This is a genomic window from Gluconacetobacter entanii, from assembly GCF_003206495.1.
Lineage (GTDB): Bacteria > Pseudomonadota > Alphaproteobacteria > Acetobacterales > Acetobacteraceae > Novacetimonas > Novacetimonas entanii.
This window is the reverse complement of sequence record NZ_NKUF01000024.1, coordinates 29464-49688: the sequence shown is the minus strand read 5'-3', so window position 1 is coordinate 49688 and position 20225 is coordinate 29464. Positions and strand designations below refer to the sequence as shown.

The following is a 20225-nucleotide window of genomic DNA, read 5'->3' as shown; positions in this document are numbered from 1 at the left end:
GGATGATCAGATGCCTCGAGCATGGTTCTGCCCTCCAGAGAGTTTCAGCAAGCACACTCTGACACGGCGCGGCTCGCTATCCACTCCTCATGGAATCTGATAGATCTCCTGCGCGGCCTGCACCTCATTCGCGTTCAGGCAGCCAGTCGTCTGCCCCTCCTTGCACAGAAGCTGTTGCGGCGTGAACGTGCACCTGTCCGGTTCGTCAAGAAAGCCCTGCTTTTTCCCGACAGGGGAGGCGCAGGCCTCCATCACCGCCATATTCAGCAGCCTGAACCTGTCGCGCGAGACGCGAAGGGCAGGGTTATGATAGCTCATCCAGCCTGCCCAGAGTTGTTCCGCATTGAAATCCACGATCGGGTTTGGCGGTGCCCCCGCCACGATCCCGTCGTAATCCTCAGGATAGCGTCTGGCCTCGATCAGCCCTTCCAGACCGCCAAGCGAACATCCGATCCAGTAGGCATGGGATGCTGCCCTGCCATAGAACGCCCTGACCAGCACCTTTGCCGTGACGGTCATCAGGTGATCGGCCCGATAGGCATAGTCGATCAGCTTTTCCGGATGGCCGAGGGTAAAGCGCCCGCCCTGCCCATCGGGCGTGGAACTGTCATGTCCGGTATCGGTGCTGGCCACGGCATAGCCTTCGGCAACGCCCGTCGCCATGCCGTAATACATAAGCGATCCGGCCCAGCCGAAATTGCCAACCCCCAGCAGCCTGCCGTTCCATCCCTTCAGCGGCAGCCAGACTTCCGTGCGGATCTGCGAATCACGCGAAGGACGCAGCGTAAGGGCCACACGGCAGAATGCAGGGGTGGGGGCCTGTGTCGGATGGCCGGCCAGGTTCATGCCGGGGGCCGACATGATGCGTGACAACTGATCCTGCGGCGTCTGCCAGCCTCCGGCCGGTACGGTTTCAACGGTCGTGAAAGTGGCGTCCGGCAGTGCCTGACGGGCAAGGTCGCGACAGTCTGTGGCATGTGCACCCGATACGCTGGCAAACGCCAGTGGCACCGCAAGGGCCGTGCCGACCGCCAGCCGGACTATCTGGTGCGACAGGCCGCGCACGGATGTGAAAGGGGGCTCGGAAGGGGGCATGGCGGGTTCCCGATGGATCATTGCGGCTGTGATGTCATGGACGGCTCCGGTGGCAGGCCCGACCTGACGGCAGATGCCATTGTGGGGGAAAAAACCAGTGGGGGAAAAGCCCTTGATCGCACGGCGCTGGCCATGCAGTGTGCATGCACCACCATACGGGACTCCCGTCAGGCAGGACAGGGCAGGGGATTGATGCACAAGATTTTTCTGGCGGCCGGGGGCATGTTCCTGATCGCGACGTCCGCGATGGCGGGCGACACATCTGGCCAGAAAACGCCGTCTTCCGCCATCGCTGCAACACAAAACACCGCCACCCGGCGCACGGACATGGTTGTGGCCGCAGCGCAGTCCTTCCTCGGGACATTCGGGGCCGACGGGCGGGCGAAGGTGCAGTTTCCCTTCGTAACACAAAAAACTGCCACCCTGGCCCGTTTCCGCCGCAGCGCGCCCGACCAACCGGTCCGGCCTGTCACCGGGACACAGGCCGACGCCCCTGCGGCGCGGGGACCGGGGATGGGACCGCCGGGAGGATTCATCGGCGAACGCTACGGCAATTCCGTGTGGTCCAATTTCCCCGTCAGTGACGTGCCGCGACCGGGCGTGCAGATGGGACAACTGACCCCCACCCAGCAGGCGGCGGCCCTGCATCTGCTCCAGACGGTGCTGAGTGCCAAAGGCTACCGGAAGGTGCTTGAGATCATGGGCGCGGATCAGGCACTTGCCGATGGCGGGACGCCCTTTGCGTCCGGCAGGGCGGTCTATACCCTTGCGATCTTTGGTGCACCGGCAGCGGACAGGCCGTGGATGATACAGTTTGGTGGCCATCATCTGGGGCTGAACATCGTGATTGATGGTGCGCATGGCGTCATGACCCCCACCCTGACTGGCGCGCAGCCTGCGATTTACCAGGCGGACGGAAAGACGGTGCGGGTGCTGGCGGGGGAAAATGATCGCGCCTTTGCACTTCTGGACGCGCTTGATGCGAAACAGCGGCGGCAGGCGATCCTGTCCTACAGGGTGGCTGATCTGGTGCAGGGGCCGGGCCATGATGGCGAGATGCTTATCCCCGAAGGCCTGAAGGGAAGCGGCATGACCGCCGCGCAGAAAGAACTGCTGATGGATGTGATTACGGAATGGGCAGGCATCGTCGATGATGCCTATGCCGCGCCGCGCCTGCAGGAAATCCGCAATGGCCTCGACAATACATGGTTTGCGTGGAGTGGCCCTGTCATCCATGCGCCGGGACGTAATGGATCCTCCTACTACCGCATCGAGGGGCCAAGGCTGCTGATCGAGTTTTCGCCGCAGGGGGTGGGGGACGATCCCACGATGCATGTCCATACCGTTTATCGTGATCCGACCAACAGTTATGGCAACCGATATACCCGGCCATGAAGGTCGGCAGGCAGATGATGGTCCCCATGACGGTTGCGATGATGTCCGTCATGGGGGTGGCGCAGGCGCATCGACTGGATGAATATCTGCAGGCGACGATGATCGACCTGCACCGGCAGCACATTGACATCAGCCTGCGCCTGACACCGGGACGGGAGGTAGCCGCCGCCGTCATTCGCCAGATCGACAGCAATGGGGATGGCGTCCTGTCACTAGATGAACAGCATGCCTATGCCGGGCGTATCGCGCATGGACTGAAACTTTCCCTTAATGGCCATTCCCTGCCTCTCAGGACAGGGGATGCGGTTTTTCCATCCGTTGCGGCCATGCGGACAGGTGATGGCGTGATCGGGCTTCATTATGAAGCCACTGTCGTGCTGGCGCCCGGTGCGTATCATCTGGCGTATGCCAATCAGGGCCAGGGGCCTGACGCGGTGTATCTGGTCAATGCCCTGATGCCTGATGATCCAGCCATCCATACGGGAGGGCAGCAGCGTTCTGCCGAGCAGTCCTCATATGCACTGGACTTCATCGTCGATCATTAGCCCCCGGAAAACATCTCGTAGCCCCAAAGGTTCTTGGTGAAGCTTTTTTCAAAAAGCTTTGAAAAACGCGACATTCCTGAAAACCGGCACCCACAGACTTTTCTTTATCTGGAATGATCCCTGCATTGCGTCATTGCAACGTGGCGATACGAATTCATGAAAACATCACACAACTACGCTGACAAAATTACATAATGGACTTACGGGGTCTGCCGTGACTGCGACATATGCCGGGTCCGTATGGTGGCTGTGGTCCCCACGCCCGTCAGGACATGTTCTGCCATGAAAGATTGAATCAGAACATATTTCAATTTTAACAAGGTGTTTTCATGGTTTTTCCAAATCGCAGGCAGGTTCTGGCGGGACTGGGAGGCGGGTTGCTGCTTTCGACGCGGGTCAGGGCCCTGCGGGCGGCCGTGCCGGCCAACCTTGAGACAAAACCGAAATTCGAGACATCACCTTTTCAACTGGGTGTTGCATCGGGGGATCCATCGTCCGATGGCTTTGTCATCTGGACACGGCTTGCCCCTGCGCCACTGTCCCCTGACGCGGGCATGACCAGTCATCGCCCCATGCTGGTGAGCTGGGAAGTCGGGGAGAATGATACCCTGTTGCATATCGTGCGCAGGGGACAGGCGCTGGCGCATCCCGAACTGGGACATTCCGTGCATGTGGAGGTATCGGGCCTGAAACCGGACCGTCCCTACTGGTACCGTTTCCGCATTGCCGGATATGACAGTACGATCGGGCGCGGTCATACATTCCCCCTGCCGGGCGCATCGCCTGCCCGCGTAAGGTTCGCCGCGGCAGGATGCCAGTATTATGAAGAGGGATATTATACCGCGTGGCGCAGGATTGCCGAAGAACCCATAGATTTCGTTTTCCATTATGGGGACTACATTTATGAAAATGGGGATCGCGGGGACGGTATCCATCAGCATAATGGCAGACCGTTTCGGGCATTGCGACGCCATGTGGGGCCTGAATGCTATTCCCTTGATGAATATCGCCGGCGTTATGCGCAGTACAAGACGGATGCAGACCTGCAGGCGGCCCATGCCGCAGTGCCATGGATCGTCACATCGGACGACCATGAAGTCGATAACAACTGGGCCGGTGACAGCGATCAGGACGGCACACCTGCGGAGATCTTCCGCCTGCGGCGGGCTTCGGCCATGCAGGCCTATTACGAACATATGCCGCTTCGCCTGACCTCGTTGCCTGATGGCAGTCACATGCAGATCTACCGCAGCCTGCGCTATGGCGACCTGATGAATATATTCGTGCTTGATACCCGCCAGTATCGGAGCGATCAGGTCTATGGGGACCGGTTCGCGGGGCAGGGGCCGGATGTCTGGTTGCCGGAACGGACGATGATGGGGAATGCGCAGGAACAGTGGCTGTTCAATGGCCTGGCCCATTCGGATACCCGATGGAACCTGCTGGCGCACCAGGTCATGATGATGAACCTTGCCTTTCGCAAATCCGGCCATGGCCCTGTACTCTACAGCATGGATCAGTGGTCGGGCTATATGTACAGCCGCAGGCACCTGCTACAGTTTATCGAACAGAACTGCCCGGGGAACGTGGTGAACGTGACGGGGGATGCGCATCGGCACTTTGCAGGAAATCTTGCTTATGACGCGGATGATCGCAGGCCGGTTTCCGTGGAATTCCTTGCGACATCCATTTCCTCCGGTGCGGATGGGGCAGGGGACAATGACAGTTTCAGCCGCTCGGTCCGGCGTGAAAACCCGCACCTTCTGGCCACCACGGACCAGCGGGGTTATGTGCTGTGCGACGTGGGACGCGATGTCTGGCATGCGGACCTGAAGGTGCTCGACAGGGTCATGGAACGTGGTGGCAGGCTGTCGACCTATGCCAGTTTTGCCGTGGAGCGCGGACATCCCGGGTTGCAGAAAGCCTGATATGCTCCGTTATGTTTCAGAAATGAGGTATGGCTGGACAGAATGTGGGGCATGCCTTGTTTGACCTGCATCACTGTCCCGGGGCGTGCGCCATTCCACAGTGGGGGCACCAGATGATCTGGTCATGCTTTCAGGAGGAATATCGTGATTACGCGTCCGACAATCATCGCAGTGCCGCAGCGTCCTTCCAGCAGCCGTGAAGGGCGGGTGGCGGATCCGTTCGCGGCGCTGCAGCGGCAGGTCGGCAGGCTGATTGAAGATTACCGTGCGCCCGACACGTTCGGTTCCGGCAGGCTGGGTGCAACCGATATCACCGAGGATGCATCGGGATACCATATCTATATCGAGGTGCCGGGCTGTTCGGAAAAGGACATCGGCCTGAGCACGACAAACGGGATCCTGACCATCTCCGGCGAGAAGAAAAGCCCGATTGCCGACACCGAACAGAAGCAGCATGTGGCGGGGCGCATGTTCGGAGCGTTCGAGGAACATTTCAACCTGCCGGAGGAGGTCAATCCTGAAGGCATCGTGGCCAGCATCAAGAATGGCGTTCTGCAGATCACCCTTCCGCGTCGTGAACCGGTAAAGCCGGCGGAGCGCAAGATCGAGATCAAGGCAGGATAATAGCCGCAGGGCCTTCTGCCGACCGGGTGGGGTTCATGTCGAACCCCGCCCGGTCGGATTTGTTATATTTCCCTGAATATTTCATGCATGATGCGAAATCAGGCGCAGACTTTCCGCCTGCCCGAGATCCGGGATAAAAGGCCGAAGGTCGCGACGTTGCTGCTGAACCAGAATAAATTTTACCCTGACGGCCGTCCCCGGCCCTATGCCGGAAATACGATCATCTGCCACCTGCCCCAGCAGGGAGAGCAGAGTTCGTTTTTCAATGTCCTGCTGGATATGTATCGTGACGTTCTGGCACAGGGTTTTTCAGGGAAACTGGCGCTGCTGCCCCCGTCGAGTTACCACATGACTGTACTGGACGGTCTGAACGATGGGCTGCGCACCCGGCCGTCATGGCCCGAGGCCCTTGCGCGCACCGCGCCGATGCCGTCGTGCGATCAGTGGGTCAAAGACAGGCTTGGGACCTTTCATTATGGACTGGACCTGCCCATACGTATGCGACCGGCCAGACCGGATCCATCATACGACGGGAAAATCCCCCATATCAGGCTGGAACCGGCGGATCATGTCCAGGAGCGGATGCTGGCGGGACTGCGCCATGCGCTTGCGGCCCATATGGGGATGAAAGAGCCCCGGCCCGGGTCGTACGTGTTCCATACCACCCTTGCCTATCAGGTCCGTAGCTTTGCAGACCACGAAGCGGCGGAATTCACGCGGTTCATGATGCAATGGCAGGATGTGATGAACCGCACGATGCCCGAAATCCGTCTGGGTGCGCCGGAACTGTGCTTTTTCAGTGATATGTATGCCTATCACCGGCAGTTTTTTCATCACATGATTGCGTAAACCCTGCCCCGCAGGACATGGGGAGGGACGGATATTGCCCATAAGGTACGCACACGATACCATTCCGTCACAACGTAAATGTGACCGGATCAGGACAGGGCAAAAGATATGGGATGGGGTTGGGTTGGTGCGGCGACGACCCTTGGGTTACAGTTACTGTTTATCGGACGGGTGCTGCTAAGACCCCATCGCCAGCCAGCCTCCCGCGTGGCGTGGGTCGCCATTATCGGGTCGCTGCCGATTCTGTGGATGATCGCCTACCTGCTGCTGGGCGAAACGCATCTTGACTGGCGTATCGTCCAGCGTATCCACAAGGCAATCCGGGACCTGCCCGTCCCGGGCAAGAAAAATGATGCCCTGATCGATGCCGAACACGATTTCGGCCTGCCGCCGCGTCTGGCGCCCCTGTTCCGGGTCGGGCAGTCGATCAGTGGCTATCCCCCACTTGGCAGTAACAAAGCCACGCTCATGCAGGATTCCAATGCCGCGATCACGGCGATGGTCGCGGACATTGATGCCGCACGGGAACATGTCCATATCAGCTTTTATATCTGGCTGTCTGACAATAACGGCATGAAGGTCGTCAACGCGCTCAAGCGGGCGGCGGCGCGTGGGGTCGTATGCCGGGTCATGGCCGATGACCTGGGATCGCGGCGACTGATTCACAGCCACCACTGGGCAGAGATGCAGGCGGCCGGGATATTGGTCGTACGTGCGTTGCCGATCGGCAACCTCCTGCAACGCCCGTTCCGCGGGCGTTTCGACATGCGCAACCATCGCAAGATCGTCGTGATTGACAATCGTGTCACCTATTGCGGCAGCCAGAACTGTGCCGACCCGGAATTCCGGGTAAAGGCGCGCTATGCCCCCTGGGTGGATCTTGTCGCACGGTTCGAAGGGCCTGTGGTGCTGCAGAACCAGCACCTGTTCGCAACGGACTGGATCGCCCATACGGACGAGGATCTGACCCCTCTGCTGGCGTCAGCCACCGTACCGACAGGGGAGGGATTTGTCGCCCAGGTCATCGGCACCAGTGCCGCGGTACGTTACGCGGCGATGCCGGAGGTTTTCGTCTCGCTCATGAACGCAGCGGCACGGGAACTGATGGTGACCACGCCATATTATGTTCCGGACGAACCCATACAGGCCGCGCTGTGCGCTGCGGCCCGTCTCGGCGTCAAAACGGTCCTGACCCTGCCGCGTCGCAATGATTCATGGATCGTCGCCGGCGCCAGTCGCAGTTATTACCGCGAACTGCTGGAGGCGGGCGTGATGGTATATGAATATCCGCATGGCCTGCTGCATACCAAGGCGCTGACGGTGGATGGCCACATGACCATGATCGGTTCGGCAAATCTGGACCGGCGCAGTTTCGACCTGAATTTTGAAAATAACATCCTGCTGGTGGACCGTGATTTCACGGCAGCCATATATGAAAGGCAACAGAGCTATACAACGGCTTCCACACGGGTGATGCTTGATGACGTCATACGCTGGCCGGTCCATCGGGTGTTGTGGAACAATGTGCTGGCGATGGTTGGACCGGTGCTGTGACCTGACCGGAAAGTTTCATGATTTCAGTTTTCAGGACGCCTCGGAAAACCGGTCTCCCGAATGCTGCTCATGCATCATGATGGTCGCTGCCGGTCTCTCCCGCCGGGAAATTCTCTCCGCCACCGTTCATGCCCCCACCGCCGCCGTCGGCCTTGTCCTTTTTCCCATCGTCCTTTGCCCGGTTGCCTGACGCCGGGATGCGCGTGGGGCCCTGCATCGGAATGGCAAGATCCGAGGGGATCGGATCCAGATCAAGCGCCTCGCGGATGAAATCACGCAATGAGACGACCAGCGCATGCGTGTGCACGCGCTGCCCGGCCACCAGTTCATGGGCGGCACGCTCGGCCAGGCGGACATGCTCTTCGGTGCCCAGCAGGATGATGTCCGACAGGGCTGCCTCCACGGCATCGCGGATACGGCGCGCACGATCCGATGCGCTATCCGTTCCCGCATCCGTCATGACCCGCATTTCCCGCCGGTGCCGTGGATCGACCACCAGGTCGCCCGTAAAGGATCCGCCCAGGGTCCGGTAGGCCGCGATCAGGGTCCGTAGCCGTTCGTTGATCTGACGGTTCATGCGCTCGCGACGTTGCTGGATGACCTGCATCATCAACAGACGGATTCCGACACCGATGAGCGTAATTACCGACAGCCCGATCAGGGTAACAAGAAGGCTGTGCCATGAACTGAAATCGAGCGTATGCACCAATGTCTCCTTCCGCGCGGAATACAGGCGCGCCCGTCATGCTGTCTTGCGGATTTATTGCGGGGTCGGCGTGAATTGCGGTGTCACAGGCCTGCCTTCCATGACTGCCTGTGTGAACGCGGCTGAATCCGGCAGGGATGCATTGACCGTCTGGCTATGGTCCAGTCCCTTGTACAGATGGGCCTGAACGGTTGTTCCTGCGGCGCATGCGGCCTTGACCAGGCCGAACTGCAGTGACGGCGGTACATCGCGGTCAAGTTCACCGGTCCCGATAAAGAGTGGCTGGGCCAGTTTCATGGTCGGATACGCCATCGCGGCCAGTGCAGGGGCCAGCGCCTTTGCAAAATTCGGCGCAAGCGAGTTCCCGAATGTCAGGCCCGCATCTTTCACCCTGTCGGTCAACTGGTACACGCACAGATCACCTGCCGCCTGATAGGCAGGCAGCGCCTTTGCCGTGAAGGCATCTTCCGGCCGGAAAGCCGGGTCATAACCCGCAAGCCCCTGCGCAAGGTAGAGCGTATAGACCATCAGCGGGTCAAATGTCGCACCCTGCTGCCGGGTGGCGGAGGCAGTCATAAGCTGCCTGAGAAGTTCCGGCGTGATATACGGAACACCGGTTGCAACCGTCCCGCGAATGTCAATGTCAGGGGCATAGGCGGGCGCGAATGCGGCGGATGCGAATGCGGCGCCACCTCCCTGTGACTGTCCGACAATCATGACCTTGTTGCGCAGTTCCGGAACGGTGGACAATGCAGCCCGCACCCCGTCCAGCAGGCTGTAGGCTTCGACCCGTGTGTCGAGATAGGCATGCACGCCGGGCGTGCCCAGTCCCTGATAATCGGTGCCGACCACGGCAAAGCCACGCTGCATCCAGACGGACAGGTACCGCCTGTTGCGATCGGTCCACGGATTGGCGGACGGGGCGCAGTGATCTGCCACCACGACGGTTCCGTGCGCCCACGCGACGATCGGCCATCCCCCCTTGGGGGCCTTGCCGGGGGGAAGGATGACTTCCGCCGTGACGGGCACCAGTCCACTGCCGGTCACGCCATTGGTGGAAAGGTAGGTGATGCGCATGGCGCGCCCGGCATTCGGCAGGCTGAAGGCTGCGGGCAGGGATGCGGACGCCATGAGCGTTCCCGGCCTGCTGCTTTCCGGCGTCGGGGAGGCCGCATGGCCGATGGACGGCAGGGAGGCAAGGCAGACACCCGCCACAAGGCAGGCCATGGTGCGGGCAGGGCGGGAAAAGTGCACGCAAAATCCTTTCCAGAAGGCAGCCTGCTTTCCGCTTGACCACCATGCGGGTTTAAACTTAACACTGTTAAGAATGAACATCGGGATAAAGTGGATGTCAAGTTCCCATGGCACCGTGACACTGGCCCCGCCATCCTCCGGGGGGATACGGGGACGTCCATCGCCAAAGGCCTACCATCATGGGGACCTGCGCGCGGCGCTGCTGCGTGCGGCGCGCAGCATTGTGGAGGAACAGGGAATTGCCGCGCTGGGCCTGCGTGCGATCACACGTCGCGCAGGTGTGTCTTCGGCGGCGGCGGCCCCACATTTCGGAAACCTGACCGGCCTGCTCAGCGCGCTTGCGACCATCGGGTATGAAGAACTGGCTGCCGCCCTCGCACCGGCCATGGGGAAGGGGGCGCACGCGACCGGTATGGCCTATGTGCGCTTTGCCATCCTCAATCCCGGCCTGTTCACCCTCATGTTCCGCAGCGACGCCATTGATCGTGGCCTGCCCGCGCTGGCACAGGCCTCGGGCCGGACATCGGACATGCTGACGCAGGTCATCGGTGCAATGAAGGAGCCCCATGCGGCACGTACACGCGCCGGAACACGCGCGGCCCTGTGGGGCAGGGTGCATGGCCTTGCCGTGCTGGCGGTTGACGGGTTCCTTGACATGCTGCTTGCCCGTGATGGGGCAGGAATGACGCTGGAGGAACTGGTGGAAGATGCCCTGCGCTGAGGGACGGTGCATGATCCGCCCGTTGCATCAGGATCCATGAAACGGCACGTCCCTTGTGAACAGTCTGGAGACGGTATCGGGGTCACGCTCCACAAACCATGCCAACTGTTCCCATGTGATCCGGTCATAATACCGCATCTGGGGGCAGTCTTCGGGAAACACCATTTCACGCCATGTCGAGATCAGGGCACGGAGCAGTACGCGCGCCATCATCAGGGGGCCCAGCATCGTGACCTCTTCGGGCAGGAGGTCGGCATGTTTCAGATAACCGTGCAGGACATCGCGTGACGCGGACAGGAACGCCGTTTCATCCGCCGGACCTTCCAGCGGGAGTTGGCCCGCCATTGCCGTGGAAAGGTCGATTGCGACTGCCGTGCGCAATGCGTCGCCAAAATCGATGATACCGGTGATCGTTTCATCCTGCCGCGAAACCGCAAGAAGGTTGGAGCAGGTGAAATCGTTGTGCAGCACCTGCGTACGCAATCCCCTGATGGCGGGCAGCAGGGACATGAACCGCGCCATTGCGGTCCCGGCGCATGCACGATGGGATGGGTCGTCAATGAGGGGCAGCACAGGCAGAAGGTCAGGCAGTCGCCGCACGTCCCATATCAGTACACGCCCTTCACCGGGATGCGCGAAATCGGCAAGGGCATGACGCAGCCGGGCAAGCTGTTCGCCTATCTGCCGCCGTATGTGTGGGGTGGGGGCTGGATATTCCAGCGGAAGCCCTTCGAGATAGGACAGGAGCCTGACCTGACGTACCTGTCCCGCCCGGTCGGTGCAGTGCATGATTGCAGCACCGTCATTCCCGCGGATCACGCGCGGCACATGCAGGTCAGGCCTCGTATCGCGCAGGTAATCGAGGAGCGCGGTCTGGAATATGACATCCCCGGTACTTTCGCGGGGATGCTCGACTTTGAGGATGAAGGCGCGCCCCGCCCCGCAGCGGATCAGGAACGTATCGTCCTTTTCAGTCGCAAGACGGTCCATCTGCCCGCTGATGCCGTAATGCTGGCTGGCAAGGGCCAGGGCTTCCCCTGCGGGCATATGCACGAATGGCTGTGAAAAATTGCCGTATTTTTCAGCTATTTCCAGAAGGGTTCCGTCAATGGACATCATGGATATCGCTGTGACATGGCATGGAAAAATGTCCCCGGCGCTGAGGCCATGTCGTGACCGGGTGAAAACCCCTCGATGCCGTCATGGCCGCAATATTCTGGGGGCATCATGCATGCGTGTCCAGATTTTACATGATCGCCCCAGATGGCTATACCCCGGTCCGGGTTGCTATGCCGCCGCTGTCCCGGACGTATCGGTGCGACGGGGCACGAAGAACAGGCGCAGGGACCGTACACCTTGCGCGCCGTGTACAAGTACCCCTTCGATATCCGCCGTGGCGGACGGTCCACTCTGCAGCACGGCATAATGTCCCGACCGCCATTCCGGCCGCTGGTAGGCGCGGTGCAGGTTGCTGACGATCTGCGCGGGATCAAGCAGCACGATAAGGTGCTGGGGCAGGTATCCCAGCGTATTGACCAGCAGGTCCGTCTCCGTCAGGCACAGCGAACCGGTTTCCGCCACGCCGAAGGAGGCACGGACGACCCCCACATCAACATCGGCCAGCGAGGCAGGCGGCGTATCGGCGGTGATGGGACGGTTGCCCGGAATCTCCGGCACGCGGGAACACACGACCCGCGCAGTGGAAACAGACTGCCGTGCGACCGCGATCGGGTCCGCTGTCCCACATTCGGGCAGGGTGCCCCCCATCTGCAGGAATGACTGCGTGAAGGTGGCCAGCAGGTCCGTGCCGGCAGGCGGGTCAAAAAACGGGATTTCCGGCAGGGCGCGTTCAGGTGCGGACCTGTGCGCACGGACGCGCGCCAGGATGTCGTCACGGCTGCTCATTGCGGTGCTCCCTTCGGTGTCGTGCGGTTCGCGGCATACCATTCGTGGAAGGTCTGCTTTGGCGGCGTGGGCACGTCGCGCCCGTGTCCCCAAGTATTGAGCCTGTTATAGACCATGAAACGCGGCAGGTGACGCAGGGCGCTGTCGGCGGTTGCGATCGCGGCGCGATACAGGGCGGGATGCGAAAGAAGCTGCCCGGCCTCGCGCATCATCGCCTTTTTCATCAGCGGCAGTTCATGGGTTTCGGACAGGACCCTGCGCCAGTCCGCGATCTGTTCATGGATATTGATCTTTACGGGACAGACATTGGTGCAACTGCCATTGAGCGTGGAGGAAAATGGCAGGCTGCTGTAGCGGTGACGGTTAAAGGTCGGGTCGATGATCAGCCCGATCGGGCCGGCATAGGTCGCCCCGTAGCTGAGCCCCCCGCTGCGGCGGAAGACCGGGCAGGTATTCATGCACGCACCACAGCGGATGCATTTGAGCGACGTCCAGAACTGTTCCATGCCCAGCCGTTCGGAACGTCCGTTATCGACCAGCACCACATGCAGTTCGCCCCCATGTCGCGGCCCGCGGAAGTGGGAGGTGTACTGGGTGATGGGCGAACCCAGCGCGCTGCGTGACAGCAGGCGCACGAATACCGGCAGGTCCTCCAGCCTTGGAATGACTTTCTCGATCCCGATCGATGCGATCTGCAATGGTGGCGTATTGGCGGACAGGTCGGCATTGCCCTCGTTCGTGCAGACGACGAAGGTGCCGGTTTCCGCGACAACGAAGTTCGCCCCCGTCAGCCCTGCCTGCGCCTGCTGGATGAGGGGGCGTGTCTTTTCACGCTGCTGTTCGGTCAGGTAATGGACGTCATCGTCGTTTGGGTCCGTGCCCAGCGTGCGGGCGAAGACATCCGCCACGTCAGAGCGCAGCTTGTGCACGGCGGGCACGACCACATGGCTGGGGGCCTCCTGGTCAAGCTGCTGTATCCGCTCGCCCAGGTCGGTTTCGACCACGTCCACGCCGGAACGGGCCATGAAATCGCGGAACCCGCATTCCTCCGTCAGCATCGACTTGCTTTTGATCAGACGCGTGACCCCATGGTCCTTCAGTAGCGACAGGATGATGGCGTTATGTTCATCCGCATCCCGCGCCCAGTGGACATGGATGCCGTTGGCGCGGGCATTGGTCTCGAACTGTTCCAGATAGGTATCAAGGTGCGTCAGCGCGTGTTCCTTGATTTCGGAGGCCAGCCTGCGCAGGTCTTCCCATTCCTCGATGCCATGCATCTGCCGGTCACGCTTCTGGCGCAGATCCCACAGGCGGGCATCATGCATGCGCTCATGCTCGGGGGCGGCGATGAAGCGTTCGGCCGCTTCGGCCTGGTCGATCGGATGGTTCCCCCGGATCACCGCGCCGCGTGGCTGGGCCTCGCGCCTGTGCGACCGCAGCGCGATGGAAGCGCCTTCGGCATGGTCGAGGCGGTTGGCCCGGTTCGGGACGTTCCCCTGCGTGCCGCTCATGCCCGTGCCCCGTTCAGGATCTGGGCGATGTGGATGAACTTCAGCGGCATCTCCAGCCTCTGTGCGCAGCCCTGCTGGTGCATCATGCACGAACTGTCGGCGGAGACGACATATTCCGCGTCCGCCCTGCTGTGGTCATGAACCTTGTCATATCCCATCTTTTCCGACACTCCCTTTTCAAACACGGAAAACGTGCCGCCAAACCCGCAGCATTCATCGGGGCGACTGATATGCACGAACTCAAGCCCGCGAACCTTCGACAGGAGATCGGCGGGTTTTGAAAATGCCTTCTCGCGCAGTTCGCTCATGCTGGCATGATTCAGGCCACGCAGGGCGTTGCAGTTGTTATGCAGGCTGACCCTGTGCGGGAATTCCGCCCACGGGAATGCATCGACCTTCAGGATGTCATGCAGGAACTCGACCAGTTCATAGGTGCGTGCGCGGACCTGACGCACCTCCCCGGTCTGCTCCACCGCGTCCATGTCACAACGGACGTGGTGCACGCAACTGCCCGATGGGGCAACGATGTAGTCATATCCGCTGAAGTTACGGACAAACAGTTCCTCCGTCGCGGCAGATTCCTCATGGCATCCGGTATTGGTCATGGGTTGCCCGCAACAGGTCTGGGCGCGCGGATATTCGACCTCCAGCCCGAAGCGTTCGAGAAGTTCAAGTGTGGCGATGCCGACTTCCGGATGGAAGGCGTCGATGTAACAGGGGACGAACAGGCCAATGCGCATGGTGGGATACTCCGGCATCCATGGATGGGAAAATGGGCGGCTTACGCCACGCTTTCAGCTTTCCAGTTCCGGCGCTTGGTCGTCTTTCCAATGCCGGGGTTGAAGCAGTTGCACGGGTCAAGTTCACGGTAATGCGCCTGCAGGGAGGGCGGGGCGGCGTACAGGTGGCCGTAATTATGTTCCGCCGGATAACGCGCGCCACGTCTGTCAAGCAGCGCGAGCATCTCCGCCTCGATCGGGGGACATGGGTTCCCCTTGCGCACGATATAGTCCTGGTGCATCACGTGACACAGGAAATGCCCGTAATAGAGTTTGACGATCAGCCTGCGATCAAGGTCGGACGGCAGGGTTTCCGACCATTGCCGGTCATTGCGCCGCAGCGCGACATCAAGGGCGACGATATCCTCCACCGTGCGATGGTGGGTGCTTCGGTAGCGGATGGCCGCCCCCGCCGCAGCAAAGCGGTGCAGGAAGGCCCTGGCCCCTTCGTCGGGCGTGCAGGCGAAGTAGCGCGTGCCGCTTTTTGCGCAGAAACCATCGAGGAAGGTCCGGGCCTCCGACGCGAGATGCGCGCTGACCTTGAGCATGAGATGATGCTCGAAACGGTCGCGATATTCATACATGCGCCTGGGCAGGTGGCGCGGGAACAGGCGGCTGAACGCCTGCAGCAGGCGGTCGCTCATGTTGCCCGGCAGGAACGGCACGCGTTCCGTCAGGCGGTCGATACGGTTTTTCAGCGCGAACAGCATCGGCAGGCGCCGCGTGCCGATGGCGCGGATGATAAGGAACGTGTCCTTGCCATATTCTTCGGCGATATCGAATGCATCGCGATGGATGTATTCCCCCGCGATCGGCAGTTCGGAAAATGACGTCAGGATATGACGGCGGATTTCCTCCAGTTCGTCGGGATTGTTGGTGCCGATATAGAAAACGGACGGGTTACGCTCTGCCGGGAAGGTATCAAGCCGCACGGCAAACAGCGCCATGCGCCCGGCACAGCCCGCGCCCTCGAACAGGCGTGCGGGGTCAGCGTTGTAGCGCGCGGGCGTGTCCGCATCGACGTCACGCACATGGGTGGCGTAATTGTCGTCATGTCCCTTGCCCGCGTGCCAGTTGATCCTGCTTTCGGGGACCTGCCCACGATCGAGCGCGCCGAGTATCTCCTCCGGCCCGGTGCCAAGTTCGACCCCAAGGTGATTGACAAGGTGCAGCGTGCCCTGCGCATCCGCCTGCGCAAAGATGGACATCTGGGTAAAGGCGGGGCCACGCTGCACCAGCGCACCGCCCGAATTGTTGCTGACGCCACCAAAGACCGCAGCCCCGATGCACGAGGACCCGATGACGGAATGGGGTTCGCGCCCCAAAGGCGCAAGCGTACGTTCCAGTTGGTCCAGTGTCGCGCCGGGCAGGCAGATGACCTGCTTTCCCCCACCGATGACAAAGATCTTTTTCAGGCGCATGCCGCTGATGATGACGATGTCGCGGTCATAATCGTTCCCGTCCGGGGTGGAACCGCCGGTAATCCCGGTATTGGCCGCCTGCATCAGCACGATCTTGTCCGCCTTGATGCAGGCCTGCACCACGCGCCACTGTTCCACCAGCGAGCCGGGATGGACGACCGCCAGCGCCTTGCCCAGCCCGAAGCGGAAGCCGCGCCGGAAGGGCAGGGTCCTGGACGGGTCGGTCAGGACATGCTGCGCCCCCACGATCGCGCGCAGTTCCCTGACAAAGGGGGAGTGATCGGCGTCATCTTTGCGATTGCGGCCAAAAAGGGATTTCAGGGCGGTAAGCATGTCGGTTTCTTTCGTCTGTGCCAGGGGAAAGTGGAATTACAGGGTGCCGATGACCTTCAGCCCCACCAGTTCGGCGTTTGGAATGTGGGAGGTTTCATCGGGGCGCATCATGTATTCGAACTCCGGCTGGATCAGGATGCCGGGATAGACCGGCACCCCGTAATAGGCTTCCAGCACGGCGGCATGGGTCTGTGGGCCGTTGACATGCGCACCCAGCGGCATGCCCGCATCCATGCGCAGCCGTTCACCCAGTTCGGTGCGTGGGCTTATGCGGTAATACGAATACATCACGCCAAAACGGTCATGGGGACGGTGGGGAATGATGCCCAGCAGGGAGGAGCCGATATAGAATTCGTCCGATATGACCGAAACATCGGGCGTATTGTGAATATATCCGCCAAGGATGTAGCCACCGGCCATCTGGTTCGCGCCGCCTTTGCGGTACAGCATCTGGTCGGCTTCGAGGTAGAAGGTATCGCGTGCCTCGCCGGAATGGGGCCGGGCGGTGCCGACCGGGACGGAGCCAATATTGTCGGAATACCGCGTGGTATCGTGCGCAAAGCCCAGGACATAATGGCCCGCAAGCTTCCTGCGGCCGAAAAAGGGCTGCCACGTGAACTCCACCGGCAGCATGAGGCCCGTGCTTTTCTCCCCCGCCCAGGCCCAGCCACTGATATCCTCGTTCAGGGGACTGACACTGTAGGCACCGACCTGCACGATGGTGTCGCGCGTGGGGCGCAGGCGCACCCTGCCACCCCATGTCGCCTTGGGATAGACGCTGAACCCCGCATCAAGCTTGATGGCGACGGGAGCGGAACAGGTCATCATGAAACTGCACAGCAGCGGCGACGTGGCAAAGACATGCGTCAGCGCCATGCGGCCGAACGCCAGGTCAACCGTGTTGTGCAGGAAGGATTTCTGCGCGTACATATCCGTCAGGTGCGCAACCGAATGGCCCGACAGGCTGTACACCTCCATCAGGCTGATATTGTAATCCCCCACGCGGTCGTGCGAGACCTCGCGCCCCACACGCTCCATCAGCAGCGTATGGATCGTCCACCCATCAAGACCGACCAGTTTCCCGAGGTCGAACTGCGTCTGCAGCGTCAGTTCATGGACATAGTCTATCCCCAGCGAAATGCCGCCCCCGACATCCGCCATCGACTCCCCCCTTGTAGGTGAACTGGAATGTCACGCCCCTGCGCTGCAGGCGGGAGCGGAAATCGCTGATTTCAGGCAGGATGTGGCCCGGTGCCTCCGACGATGCGTAATATCCGGCCGACAGGTCACGCACCCGCAATGCATCCTCGCGGTTGGTCAGGAGGATCGACAGGCCTTCGGTACGGAAAATGGTATTGAGGCGCGTTGAAACCGATGCATGCTTTACCGGGGTTTCGGGCGCAGGCGTACTTCCGGTCTTACTGTCCGCCGGTGCGGGCACCAAGGGTTGCTGTCCCGCAGGGGCGGACTGCAAAAGAGGCTCGTCTGCAAAAGATGGTGTCAGTAACAGGAAACACAAACAGAATATAAACGATATACTGATTGCGTATAATGCATATATACCATCAGTCGAGGCGCGCCTCCTTATTTCCATGAGGCAAAACATGACGCGGTTTTTAAAATTCAATCTTGCGAGTCAGCAAAACACGAAAACGGGATTGACGCCTTCGTTACCTAGAGAGTTTCAAAATCTCAGTGATACGTATTCTGGTATTGCCTTCAGGATAAATACTTGGGAACATGATGATAATTGTTATGATTTACCAGTGCCATGCCATGACGCCACATGGCGCGGCGCTGATCATTCATCGCGCATATGGAAAGCAGCCAGCATGACCTATACTGTCGGACGTTACCTCGGGACGCGCCTTGCCCAGATCGGCCTCAAACATCATTTCGCGGTCGCGGGGGATTACAACCTCGTGCTGCTTGACCAGTTGCTTGCAACACCGGACCTGAAGCAGGTCTATTGCTGCAACGAACTGAACTGCGGTTTCAGCGCCGAAGGCTATGCCCGGGCCAACGGGGCAGGGGCCGCCGTGGTCACGTTCAGCGTCGGCGCACTGTCCGCACTCAATGCGATTGGCGGGGCCTATGCCGAAAACCTGCCGGTCATCCTGATTTCGGGCGCGCCGAATTCGAATGACATCGGCAGCGGCCACATCCTGCACCACACGATCGGCCTGCCCGATTATGGATACCAGCTTGAAATCGCAAAGCGCCTGACATGTGCGGCAGTTTCCATCACCAGTGCGCAGGAGGCGCCGGTCCTGATCGACCATGCCATCCGCACGGCGCTGCGTGAGAAGAAACCCGCCTATATCGAAATTGCCTGCAATGTGTCCGCCGCCCCCTGTTCGCCGCCCGGGCCGGTCAGCGCGCTGCTGCGTGATGTTCCCAGCGATCCGGACACACTCGAAGCAGCGGTTGCGGCGTCGGTGGAATTCCTTGCGTCGCGCAAGAAGGTCTCGCTCCTGATCGGCAGCAAACTGCGTGCGGCGGGGGCGGAGGATGCAGCCCTGCAATTGGGGAAAACCCTGTCATGCGCCGTGGCGACCATGGCGGCGGCCAAGAGTTTCTATCCCGAAAACGACCCGCATTACATCGGCACCTATTGGGGGGATGCCAGCAGCGCGGGCGTGCGGGAGATCATGGACTGGTCCGATGGGATTGTCGCGCTTGCACCGGTGTTCAACGATTATTCGACGGCCGGGTGGACGGCATGGCCGCAGGGGGAAAATGTCCTGCTGGCCGAACCGCATCATGTGCATGTCAATGGACGCACGTTTGATGGCATTCACCTCAAGGACTATCTGGCGGACCTGTCGCAGCGCCTGTCGGGCGAGATCACACGGCCCGACACGCTGAAGGAATTCCAGCGTGTGGTCCGTCCATCCGCCCCCGTTGCGGCCGCCGCACCGGGCGACAGGCTGGTCCGTGCGGAAATGGCGCGACAGATCGCACAGTTGATTACGCCACAGACCACCATCGTGGCAGAGACCGGGGATTCCTGGTTCAATGCATTGCGCATGACGCTGCCCGAGGGTGCGCGCGTGGAACTGGAAATGCAGTGGGGGCATATTGGCTGGTCCGTGCCCGCAACATTCGGATATGCCGTCGCGTCACCGGAACGCCGGATCATTACAATGGTGGGCGACGGGTCCTTCCAACTGACGGCGCAGGAAGTCGCGCAGATGGTGCGCCTGAAGCTTCCCGTTATCATTTTCCTTGTAAATAACAGGGGATATACCATCGAGGTTGAAATTCATGATGGGCCGTATAACAACATCAAGAACTGGGATTATGCCGGACTGATGTCCGCCTTCAATGCAGAAGACGGAAAAGGCCTTGGCCTGCGCGCGACGACGGGAGGCGAACTGTCCGATGCGATTGCAAAGGCGCTGAAGAACCAGGACGGTCCCACCCTGATCGAATGTCAGATCGAGCGCGATGACTGCACCAGTGAACTGATTTCATGGGGACGTCGCGTTGCCGCCGCCAATGCCCGCCCGCCGCGCAAGGCGGATTGAGACCCCGCGATCAGTGATACGGACAGGGAATGTCCGGGTGCCGCCTTTTTTCCAAAGGGGCGGCATCTTTCAAAG

17 protein-coding genes and 1 pseudogene are annotated in these 20225 nt (G+C 60.7%); 8 read left to right on the top strand and 10 right to left on the bottom strand.

Going from position 1 to position 20225, the window contains the following annotated elements; genetic code table 11:
• Positions 1 to 90 precede the first annotated feature (90 nt).
• A pseudogene (locus CFR72_RS11040) lies at positions 91 to 1116 on the bottom strand (tannase/feruloyl esterase family alpha/beta hydrolase); the annotation flags it as partial.
• A gap of 171 nt (positions 1117 to 1287) precedes the next feature.
• On the opposite strand from CFR72_RS11040, the gene CFR72_RS11035 reads away from it, so the two are divergent.
• The 6 genes from CFR72_RS11035 (at position 1288) to cls (ending at position 7990) form a co-directional block, all read left to right on the top strand.
• Positions 1288 to 2490 (top strand): DUF3500 domain-containing protein, encoded by a 1203-nt coding sequence (locus CFR72_RS11035; RefSeq protein WP_110914002.1) that lies wholly within the window; start codon positions 1288 to 1290, stop codon positions 2488 to 2490.
• A gap of 14 nt (positions 2491 to 2504) precedes the next feature.
• Positions 2505 to 3035, top strand: a complete 531-nt coding sequence (locus CFR72_RS11030) for a hypothetical protein (RefSeq protein WP_233043203.1) — start codon at positions 2505 to 2507, stop codon at positions 3033 to 3035.
• 329 nt (positions 3036 to 3364) lie between these two features.
• Entirely contained in the window at positions 3365 to 4963 is a 1599-nt protein-coding gene (locus tag CFR72_RS11025; RefSeq protein WP_110913993.1) for an alkaline phosphatase D family protein, read from the top strand.
• A gap of 144 nt (positions 4964 to 5107) precedes the next feature.
• Complete coding sequence (locus CFR72_RS11020; RefSeq protein ID WP_110913992.1) at positions 5108 to 5587, top strand: Hsp20/alpha crystallin family protein; 480 nt, start codon at positions 5108 to 5110, stop codon at positions 5585 to 5587.
• A gap of 87 nt (positions 5588 to 5674) precedes the next feature.
• The gene (locus tag CFR72_RS11015) at positions 5675 to 6436 is read left to right on the top strand and encodes a DUF1868 domain-containing protein (RefSeq protein ID WP_110913991.1); all 762 of its coding nucleotides are present in this window, start codon (positions 5675 to 5677) and stop codon (positions 6434 to 6436) included.
• A 108-nt stretch (positions 6437 to 6544) separates the two neighbouring features.
• A complete protein-coding gene (gene cls / locus CFR72_RS11010) occupies positions 6545 to 7990 on the top strand; it encodes a cardiolipin synthase (RefSeq protein WP_110913990.1) in 1446 nt (481 codons plus the stop codon).
• 67 nt (positions 7991 to 8057) lie between these two features.
• On the opposite strand, the gene CFR72_RS11005 is transcribed toward cls, so the two are convergent.
• Together CFR72_RS11005 and CFR72_RS11000 are read right to left on the bottom strand one after the other, a co-directional pair.
• On the bottom strand, positions 8058 to 8696 hold the full coding sequence (locus CFR72_RS11005; protein WP_110914000.1) for a hypothetical protein: 639 nt from the start codon (positions 8694 to 8696) through the stop codon (positions 8058 to 8060).
• A 54-nt stretch (positions 8697 to 8750) separates the two neighbouring features.
• Positions 8751 to 9950: a lipase family protein gene (locus tag CFR72_RS11000; protein WP_456303981.1), complete on the bottom strand. Its 1200-nt coding sequence runs from the start codon at positions 9948 to 9950 to the stop codon at positions 8751 to 8753.
• A gap of 94 nt (positions 9951 to 10044) precedes the next feature.
• Between CFR72_RS11000 and CFR72_RS10995 the strand changes: the two genes are divergently transcribed.
• Entirely contained in the window at positions 10045 to 10671 is a 627-nt protein-coding gene (locus CFR72_RS10995) for a TetR/AcrR family transcriptional regulator (protein ID WP_110913988.1), read from the top strand.
• 27 nt (positions 10672 to 10698) lie between these two features.
• Here CFR72_RS10995 and CFR72_RS10990 read toward each other — a convergent pair whose 3' ends face one another.
• The 7 genes from CFR72_RS10990 to CFR72_RS18375 all read right to left on the bottom strand — a co-directional run bounded on the left by CFR72_RS10990 (position 10699) and on the right by CFR72_RS18375 (position 18064).
• Positions 10699 to 11790, bottom strand: a complete 1092-nt coding sequence (locus CFR72_RS10990) for a phosphotransferase (RefSeq protein WP_110913987.1) — start codon at positions 11788 to 11790, stop codon at positions 10699 to 10701.
• A gap of 168 nt (positions 11791 to 11958) precedes the next feature.
• Entirely contained in the window at positions 11959 to 12576 is a 618-nt protein-coding gene (locus CFR72_RS10985) for a LutC/YkgG family protein (RefSeq protein ID WP_110913986.1), read from the bottom strand.
• Positions 12573 to 14087, bottom strand: a complete 1515-nt coding sequence (locus CFR72_RS10980) for a lactate utilization protein B (RefSeq protein ID WP_110913985.1) — start codon at positions 14085 to 14087, stop codon at positions 12573 to 12575. The genes CFR72_RS10985 and CFR72_RS10980 overlap by 4 nt, the downstream gene beginning before the upstream one ends.
• Positions 14084 to 14827: a (Fe-S)-binding protein gene (locus tag CFR72_RS10975; protein WP_110913999.1), complete on the bottom strand. Its 744-nt coding sequence runs from the start codon at positions 14825 to 14827 to the stop codon at positions 14084 to 14086. The genes CFR72_RS10980 and CFR72_RS10975 overlap by 4 nt, the downstream gene beginning before the upstream one ends.
• Before the next feature lie 41 nt (positions 14828 to 14868).
• The gene (gene dld, locus CFR72_RS10970; RefSeq protein ID WP_110913984.1) at positions 14869 to 16620 is read right to left on the bottom strand and encodes a D-lactate dehydrogenase; all 1752 of its coding nucleotides are present in this window, start codon (positions 16618 to 16620) and stop codon (positions 14869 to 14871) included.
• 36 nt (positions 16621 to 16656) lie between these two features.
• A complete protein-coding gene (locus CFR72_RS10965; protein ID WP_341865265.1) occupies positions 16657 to 17781 on the bottom strand; it encodes a carbohydrate porin in 1125 nt (374 codons plus the stop codon).
• Entirely contained in the window at positions 17732 to 18064 is a 333-nt protein-coding gene (locus tag CFR72_RS18375; protein ID WP_341865264.1) for a hypothetical protein, read from the bottom strand. Before CFR72_RS18375 ends, CFR72_RS10965 begins: the two co-directional genes overlap by 50 nt.
• Before the next feature lie 388 nt (positions 18065 to 18452).
• Here CFR72_RS18375 and CFR72_RS10960 point away from each other — a divergent pair, with 388 nt between their 5' ends.
• Positions 18453 to 20150, top strand: a complete 1698-nt coding sequence (locus CFR72_RS10960) for an alpha-keto acid decarboxylase family protein (protein WP_110913983.1) — start codon at positions 18453 to 18455, stop codon at positions 20148 to 20150.
• The last annotated feature ends 75 nt before the right edge of the window (positions 20151 to 20225 follow it).

Bases quoted from the DNA above. Each gene is read 5' to 3' on its own strand.
- CFR72_RS11035 (WP_110914002.1), top strand. From the start codon at position 1,288: ATGCACAAGATTTTTCTGGCGGCCGGGGGCATGTTCCTGATCGCGACG.
- CFR72_RS11030 (WP_233043203.1), top strand. From the start codon at position 2,505: ATGATGGTCCCCATGACGGTTGCGATGATGTCCGTCATGGGGGTGGCG.
- CFR72_RS11025 (WP_110913993.1), top strand. From the start codon at position 3,365: ATGGTTTTTCCAAATCGCAGGCAGGTTCTGGCGGGACTGGGAGGCGGG.
- CFR72_RS11015 (WP_110913991.1), top strand. From the start codon at position 5,675: ATGATGCGAAATCAGGCGCAGACTTTCCGCCTGCCCGAGATCCGGGAT.
- cls (WP_110913990.1), top strand. From the start codon at position 6,545: ATGGGATGGGGTTGGGTTGGTGCGGCGACGACCCTTGGGTTACAGTTA.
- CFR72_RS10995 (WP_110913988.1), top strand. From the start codon at position 10,045: ATGTCAAGTTCCCATGGCACCGTGACACTGGCCCCGCCATCCTCCGGG.
- CFR72_RS10990 (WP_110913987.1), bottom strand. From the start codon at position 11,790: ATGATGTCCATTGACGGAACCCTTCTGGAAATAGCTGAAAAATACGGC.
- CFR72_RS10985 (WP_110913986.1), bottom strand. From the start codon at position 12,576: ATGAGCAGCCGTGACGACATCCTGGCGCGCGTCCGTGCGCACAGGTCC.
- CFR72_RS10980 (WP_110913985.1), bottom strand. From the start codon at position 14,087: ATGAGCGGCACGCAGGGGAACGTCCCGAACCGGGCCAACCGCCTCGAC.
- CFR72_RS10975 (WP_110913999.1), bottom strand. From the start codon at position 14,827: ATGCGCATTGGCCTGTTCGTCCCCTGTTACATCGACGCCTTCCATCCG.
- dld (WP_110913984.1), bottom strand. From the start codon at position 16,620: ATGCTTACCGCCCTGAAATCCCTTTTTGGCCGCAATCGCAAAGATGAC.
- CFR72_RS10965 (WP_341865265.1), bottom strand. From the start codon at position 17,781: ATGGCGGATGTCGGGGGCGGCATTTCGCTGGGGATAGACTATGTCCAT.
- CFR72_RS10960 (WP_110913983.1), top strand. From the start codon at position 18,453: ATGACCTATACTGTCGGACGTTACCTCGGGACGCGCCTTGCCCAGATC.